Here is a 507-nt window from a genome sequence, read left to right as displayed (position 1 = left end):
TCCATGTACTGATGATATTCCTTTATAAGTAAATTCACTAATGTTAGACTCAAACCATTTTTTATAAGTGTTATTTTAGACTTGTCATTAGTTCCATATTTGATTCGTTCATACAGGTCCTTATCGATTAACTTTAGGTCTTTAATTACTTCTATAAATTTAATAAAAATATTATCCAAAAAATCTTGTTCTTCTTTTATACGTACAATTGCTAAATTAACTCGTTCTTTATGTGTTTTTGATTTTATATCTGTCCACAACTGTTTATATCCATTATATTTTGTCTTATCTCCCCATCTTCCAACAAAGACATCTGTATCTTTCCCTTTCTCCACTAAGGACTTCCAATATCCTATAAAACTAGAAATCATTTCTCGATAAGAAGCACTTTTTATCCTCCAGTCAAGAAACATTTTGTAAAAATTTCTGGCTTCCTGATAAGAAAGTCTCCATAAATTTCCTTCTATCTGTTTTATAAATGGTAAAAAAAGGTCTGCAAAAATATCA

Annotated in this window: 1 pseudogene; it reads right to left on the bottom strand. The window is 28.4% G+C overall.

Annotated features, from left to right (window positions below):
* A pseudogene (locus tag V7161_RS30310) lies at window positions 1–507 on the bottom strand (DNA helicase); the annotation flags it as partial.

Origin of the sequence: Neobacillus drentensis (assembly GCF_036965425.1) — a bacterium.
Taxonomy (GTDB): Bacteria; Bacillota; Bacilli; order Bacillales; family Cytobacillaceae; genus Neobacillus; species Neobacillus drentensis_F.
Note: the sequence above shows the minus strand (reverse complement) of the source record. Positions and strands in the feature narration are given on the sequence as shown.